Consider the following 1,223-nt stretch of genomic DNA (forward strand, 5'->3'; position numbering starts at 1 on the left):
ACCCGTCCGCCGCTCGATCCATCCTAATCACTCCGAAGAGATCATAGAATATCTCGCGCTCGACTTGCATGTATTAGGCACGCCGCCAGCGTTCGTCCTGAGCCAGGATCAAACTCTCCATAAAAGTATTTCTTCTATCATTTGACCCTTGGCTATGTTTGAAAAGAGGTTCCTTTCAAACAGCGCTTCTGAGTTTTGTTTAGTTTTCAAAGAGCAATCTCTAATTCTCTAACTTTTTGCGACTCAACTATTTTAACAAGTATTCCAAAGCAATGTCAAACCTTTATGCTTTAAGAAATGTGGAACCTAATATATCAGTCCACGTAATATCTGTCAACAAAAATGGTGGAGCCTAGCGGGATCGAACCGCTGACCTCCTGCGTGCAAAGCAGGCGCTCTCCCAGCTGAGCTAAGGCCCCTTATAGTATCGGGAAGACAGGAGTTGAACCTGCGACCCCTTGGTCCCAAACCAAGTGCTCTGCCAAACTGAGCTACTTCCCGATGAATGGCGCGCCCTGAAGGATTCGAACCCTCAGCCTTCTGATCCGTAGTCAGACGCTCTATCCAGTTGAGCTAAGGGCGCAATTCAAACAATATGGAGCGGAAGACGGGATTCGAACCCGCGACCCCCACCTTGGCAAGGTGGTGTTCTACCGCTGAACTACTTCCGCATCATGGTGCGGGTGGAGAGACTCGAACTCTCACGTCATAAGACACTAGATCCTAAATCTAGCGCGTCTGCCAATTCCGCCACACCCGCTTGATGTGATGAGCCATGGAGGATTCGAACCTCCGACCCTCTGATTAAAAGTCAGATGCTCTGCCAACTGAGCTAATGGCTCATGATGTTCCTGAAACTTGTAATTATATTTTCGCCATTATACAAAGGATGTATCTCAATTTGTTCGGAATACAAAAACCGTATTCCTCATCGTAGTTCATTCGACGATGTACTGCTGAGTGCTCTGCCAACTGAGCTAATGGCTTATGATGCTCTTAATATGTTAATTATAATGGTGGAGGATGCAGGGCTCGAACCTGCGACCCCCTGCTTGTAAGGCAGATGCTCTCCCAGCTGAGCTAATCCTCCATAATCGCCTGGCGGCGTCCTACTCTCACAGGGGCAAAGCCCCAATTACCATCGGCGCTGAAGAGCTTAACGACCGTGTTCGGGATGGGAACGGGTGTGACCTCTTCGCCATCACCACCGGGCTCACAGGATG

The 1,223-nt window shown here is 48.9% G+C and carries 7 tRNA genes and 2 rRNA genes; all 9 read right to left on the minus strand.

The annotated features are described in order from the left end of the window. Positions 1-124, minus strand: a 16S ribosomal RNA gene (locus B9Y89_RS00005); the annotation flags it as partial. Between the two features lie 219 nt (positions 125-343). Next, a tRNA-Ala gene (locus B9Y89_RS00010) sits at positions 344-419 on the minus strand. Positions 420-427: 8 nt separating this feature from the next. Then, a tRNA-Pro gene (locus B9Y89_RS00015) sits at positions 428-501 on the minus strand. A gap of 5 nt (positions 502-506) precedes the next feature. Continuing rightward, positions 507-583, minus strand: a tRNA-Arg gene (locus B9Y89_RS00020). A gap of 13 nt (positions 584-596) precedes the next feature. Further along, a tRNA-Gly gene (locus tag B9Y89_RS00025) sits at positions 597-671 on the minus strand. A 4-nt stretch (positions 672-675) separates the two neighbouring features. Then, positions 676-760 (minus strand) — tRNA-Leu (locus tag B9Y89_RS00030). Positions 761-769: 9 nt separating this feature from the next. Then, positions 770-842 (minus strand) — tRNA-Lys (locus B9Y89_RS00035). A gap of 172 nt (positions 843-1,014) precedes the next feature. Beyond that, a tRNA-Val gene (locus B9Y89_RS00040) sits at positions 1,015-1,090 on the minus strand. Positions 1,091-1,096: 6 nt separating this feature from the next. Further along, positions 1,097-1,212 (minus strand): 5S ribosomal RNA (gene rrf / locus B9Y89_RS00045). Positions 1,213-1,223 lie beyond the last annotated feature (11 nt).

It is taken from the genome of Tuberibacillus sp. Marseille-P3662, from assembly GCF_900178005.1.
GTDB lineage: Bacteria > Bacillota > Bacilli > Bacillales > Sporolactobacillaceae > Marseille-P3662.